The organism is Trebonia sp. (assembly GCF_049794275.1).
Taxonomy (GTDB): domain Bacteria; phylum Actinomycetota; class Actinomycetes; order Streptosporangiales; family Streptosporangiaceae; genus Trebonia.
In genome coordinates this window covers 1-4,729 of record NZ_JBARCR010001201.1, presented here as the reverse complement: position 1 = coordinate 4,729, position 4,729 = coordinate 1, and the positions used below count along the sequence as shown (strand labels likewise).

Sequence of the window (4,729 nt, the reverse complement as noted above, 5' to 3'; positions counted from 1 at the left end):
GCGGTCTGCTGGACGCTGGCCCCGGGATCATCTGGGTGCAGATGGGCACCGTCGGCGTCGAGTGGACCACCAGGCTCGCCGGCATCGCCGCCGACCACGGCGCGGTGTTCATCGACGCACCGGTCTCCGGCAGCGAGGGCCCGGCCAGGGCCGGGCAGCTGGTCATCCTGGCCAGCGGCCCCGCGCAGGTCCGGGACGTCCTGGCGCCGGTGTTCGGCGTGCTCGGGCGCGACACCGTCTGGCTGGGCCCGGCGGGCAACGGCACCAAGACCAAGCTCGTGCTGAACAACTGGCTCGCCGACCTCGCCGAGATGACCGCGGAAACCCTGTCTTTCGCCCGGCGGCTCGGCCTGGACCCGGCCGCGGTCGTAGACCTGCTGCAGTCGAACCCGCTGGGCGCGCCGTACGCGGTGCAAAAAGCCCGCGTCATGCTGGCCGGTGACTTCAGCCCCGCGTTCGCGCTCAAGCACGCCCTCAAGGACGCCGAGCTCGCGGCGCAGGCAGCGCAGGCGAGCGGCGCCACGCTCACGCTGACCAGCGCGCTGCTCCCGCGCTGGCGGGACACCGCCGCGAGCGGGCACGGCGATGACGACGTCGCGGCCGTGTATCTCACGGCCTGACGCGGCCGGCACGCGCGTCGCCGCACGGGAATCACGCCGGGTGCTGAGCTGTTCGAGCCGCAAGAGACGTCAACCCGAGGGAAGAGGATGCAGGCAGCTGTCTTGCTGGCGATCGCGGCGAGCTTCTGCACGGCCACGGCGTCGCTGGCGCAGCGCCAGGGGGCGAAGAGCGTGCAGACGACGGGCGGATTCGACACAAGGCTGCTGCTCCGCCTGGCCCGCCAGCCGGTCTGGCTGCTCGGCATCGTCAGCATGATCGGCGGGTTCGTCTTCCAGCTGACGGCGCTGCGGTACGGGCCGCTGGCCCTGGTCCAGCCCATCTTGTCGCTCGAGCTGCTGCTGGTGTTCGGGTTCCTGGCCTTCGCCGGGCGGCGGCGGACGCGGATCAAGCCCCGCGACTGGCTGGGGGCGGTCGCGATGTCGGCGGGACTGGCCGTGTTCTTGCGGCTGGCCTCGGCGTCTGGCGGGCGGCTGCACGCGGCGGGCTCTTCGTGGTTGCTGGCCGGGCTGGTCACGCTCGGCGTGGTGCTCGCCGCCGTCGCCCTGGCTTTCAGGATGGGGAACCGCCCGGGCGCGACCCCCTCTCGACGGGCGGCGCTGCTCGGCTCCGCCACCGGGATCGCCTGGGGCTTCGTCGCCGCGGTCATCAAGGAGCTCAGCTCGCACCTCGGCGGCGGCCTCGGCGCCGTCTTCTCCACCTGGTCGCTGTACGTGCTCCTTGTCGTGGGCGCGGCGACGATGCTGCTGGCCTCGCACGCGCTGGCGGCCGGGCCGCTCGCGGCCTCCCAGCCAGGGTTCACCATCCTTGACCCGCTCGCGGCCAGCTTGCTCGGCATCTTCCTGTTCGGCGAGCAGATCCAGACCGGACCCTGGGACCTGGCGGGCGAGGCGCTGGCCGTGGCGCTCGTCGTCGCCGGCGCCGCGACCCTCAGCCGCAGCTGCTTCATCCGCGGCGAGCTTGCCGACCCGTCCTGCCTGCCAGCCGGCATCCAGGCGCAGGCCGCGTCCCGCCAGCGCGCGGCGTCCCGGTGAAGTGTAGTCAGGCAGTACAGCTCAGCTGGCGAACTCGCAGGGGAGGCGCTTGACGCCGTTGATGAAGCTGGACAGGAGGCGGTCCGGTTCGCCGGCGGTGATGTCGGGGACGCGGGTGAGCAGTTCGCGCAGCATGACGGTGATCTCGTGGCGGGCGAGGTGGGCGCCCAGGCAGAAGTGCGGTCCCGGTGCGCCGAAGCCGACGTGGGGGTTCGGCGCGCGGGTGATGTCGAACCGCTCGGGGTCGGCGAACACGGCCTCGTCGCGGTTCGCCGAGTAGTAGAACAAGACCGCCTTGTCGCCCTCGCGGTAGTCCTGACCGTTCATCGTGTAGTCCCTGGTGAGGGTGCGCCGCATGAACAGCACTGGCGACGCGTGGCGCACGATTTCCTCGACCGCGCCGCCGATCCGGCCTTCGAGGTCGGCCAGCAGCAGCGCGCGCTGCTCAGGGAACTCGGTGAGCAGCATCAGCGCGTGCGACAGCGCGGTGCGGGTGGTCTCGTTGCCGGCCACCACCAGCAGGATGAAAAACGAGGCAAGCTCGGCGCTCGTCAGCTGCTCCCCGTCGATGTTCGCCGTCACCAGGGCGGAGACCACATCGTCGGCGGGCGCCTGAGCGCGGGCGGCTGCCAGGCCGGTGACGAGCTCGGCGAGTTCCTGCCCGGCGCCGAGCAGCTGGATGGCCACCTCGTCAGGGTCCGCGCTGATGAACTCAGGATCGAACCCGGACAAGATGATGTTGGTCTTGGTGAGCACCATCTCGTACTGGTCATCGGGCACGCCCATCATGTCGCAGATGACCTTCAGCGGCAGCCTGGCCGCCACCTGCGGCACGAAATCGCACGGCCCGGCGGCCAGCAGGTCATCGACGATCGCGGTCGCCGCCCGGCGCACGTCGTTCTCGAACCTGGCGATCATCCGCGGGGTGAACGCGCGGGAGACGATCCGGCGCAGCCGGGCGTGCCTGGGGTCATCCATGTTGATCATCGAGCCGAAGTACTCGTTGAACTCGACAGGCAGGTCCGTGATACTCGTCGCGCCCCGCCTGGAGCTGAACACCTCCGGGTTCCTGCTCGCCTCGACGATGTCGGCGTGCCGCACCAGGGCGTAGTACCCGGGGCCCCGTTCGAAGGCGAACGGCACCTCAGGCTCGGCGAAGAACTGCGGCCGCTGCTGGGCCCGCAGCAGGGCGAACGAGGCCGCGCGCTCGGCGAGCGGCAGGCCCCAGAATTCGTTAGCCGACAGGTCTATCCCGGCAACAGTCATCAGACGCCGCCTTCCGCGAGAACCTGCTCCCACTTCATCACGGTGCGCGGGCCGGTGGCTACCGCTAAGCCGTAACGTGAGATCTCATGACCGCGATCCTCGATCACCTGGCCATCGGCACGGCGGCTCTCGGCGGCGGCTGGGAGCTGTTCGGCGGCGTCCTCGGCGGAACCTGGGCGTATGGCGACGATTCTCCCGGGTTCTGGTGGGGTCAGCTGAAGTTCGCCGCGGGCCCCAAAATCGAGCTGCTGACGCCCACCGGGGGTCCTGACGCGGCCTTCCTCGAGCGCTTCCTGGCCGCCAGGGGCGCTGGCCCGCACCACTTCAACTTCCTCGTCACCGACATCGAGGACACGCTGGCCAGGATCAAGGCGTTCGGCATCGAGCCCGTCGGCGTCAGCCTGGCCGATCCGGCCTGGCGGGAAGCGTTCCTGCACCCGCGTGACGCTCACGGCATCGTCATCCAGGTCGCGCAGGAGGATGGCACCCCGGCGCCGCCGCCGCCGCGGGAGCTGCCCGAGCCGGGCCCGCCGGCCCGCTTCGACCTGATCGAGCATCACGTCGGCGACCTTGACAGCGCGGTGCGGCTGTTCAGCGAGGTCCTGGATGCCCAGGTCGAGGCGGCCGGCGCCGGGACCGCCGAGCTGATCTGGCCGGGAGGCAAGCGGATCAGGCTGGTCCGCGAGGACGGTCTGCCGCTGGGCGGTGCGCTGCATCACATCCGCTTCTCCCGCGCGGCAGGCGCGTTCAGCGCGAGGGACCGCGAGCGTGCGGCCCCGCTGGCCAGCCGCCTCGGCGTGACCGTGGAACTAGCGCCGGGCGCGCTGGTGTCCTAGGCCGGGCTGCCCGCTAGGGACTTTGGTCGCTGCCCGGGCGAGACAGAAGGACCCTTGCCGTGCCGGCTGTCCCGTGGTCACCATGGACGCGGGAGAGCCGCATAAGAGGCCCGCCCCTTGCGCAGCCGGCCGGATAAGGAGGACCGCGATGACCGCCAAGCCGATCGTGGCCGCGACAGACGGATCTGAGCACTCGATGCAGACGGTCGAATGGGCGGCCAGGGAGTCGGCGCTTCGCGGCGCCCCGCTGCGCATCGTGTCCGCCGCGGCGACGACGCCAAGGATGGCGGCAGCAGGTTCATCGAGGACCGGCCCTGACACCGTGTCCGGCGTGCTGCGCCGCAACCGCGACGAGGCCCTCGAGATCGCGGCCGCCAGAGCCGACGCGGCCGCGCCCGGGCTGCTGATAGACACCGACGTGCTGGGCGGCCCTCCTGCTCTGGCGGTAGCCGATAGCGGGTCAGGCGCGCTCATGCTCGTCGTAGGCTCCCGCGGCGCGGGAGCGTTTACCGCGCTGGTCTTTGGCTCGGTCAGCCGGTACGTCTCCAGCCACGCGGCCTGTCCAGTCGTGGTCGTTCGCGACGTCCCGCCGTCCCCGCAGCAGCGCGTGGGTGTCGGCATTGGCGACCTGAACGACTGCGTCGACGCGCTCACGTTCGCGTTCGAGGAGGCCGCCCTGCGGAAGGCCAGCCTGACGGTCATCCACGCCTGGGAGGCACCTCCGGTTGGCATATCACGAGCGGGAGAGTCGTTCACGGGCCCCAGCCCGCATCATGTTGAGGAGGAAGCCACCAAGCAGATCGGGGGATTCCTCGACAGCTGGCGAAGCAAGTACCCGGACGTCAAGGTCACCCAGGATGTCGTGCACGGCCACCCGGCCCGGGCGCTGGTGGGCCTGTCTGCCCGTGCCGATCTCGTCGTGATCGGACGGCACGCGGCGCACGCCGGACGGCCGGGACCCGGTGCCGTGCGGCA

At 71.1% G+C, this 4,729-nt stretch carries 5 protein-coding genes; 4 read left to right on the top strand and 1 reads right to left on the bottom strand.

Annotated elements, in window-relative coordinates:
- Both WA805_RS29615 and WA805_RS29610 read left to right on the top strand, forming a co-directional pair.
- On the top strand, positions 1–620 hold a 620-nt coding region (locus WA805_RS29615; protein ID WP_425243969.1), incomplete at its 5' end, for an NAD(P)-dependent oxidoreductase.
- Positions 621–707: 87 nt separating this feature from the next.
- Positions 708–1,652 carry a DMT family transporter gene (locus tag WA805_RS29610; protein WP_422340788.1) on the top strand — a complete coding sequence of 315 codons (945 nt, stop codon included), beginning with the start codon at positions 708–710 and terminating at the stop codon, positions 1,650–1,652.
- A 21-nt stretch (positions 1,653–1,673) separates the two neighbouring features.
- Here WA805_RS29610 and WA805_RS29605 read toward each other — a convergent pair whose 3' ends face one another.
- Complete coding sequence (locus tag WA805_RS29605) at positions 1,674–2,918, bottom strand: cytochrome P450 (protein WP_422340789.1); 1,245 nt, start codon at positions 2,916–2,918, stop codon at positions 1,674–1,676.
- Between the two features lie 86 nt (positions 2,919–3,004).
- Between WA805_RS29605 and WA805_RS29600 the strand changes: the two genes are divergently transcribed.
- Positions 3,005–3,754, top strand: a complete 750-nt coding sequence (locus WA805_RS29600) for a VOC family protein (RefSeq protein WP_424559733.1) — start codon at positions 3,005–3,007, stop codon at positions 3,752–3,754.
- A 148-nt stretch (positions 3,755–3,902) separates the two neighbouring features.
- Positions 3,903–4,729 (top strand): universal stress protein (locus WA805_RS29595; protein ID WP_424565155.1); only part of this gene is annotated, 827 nt, incomplete at its 3' end.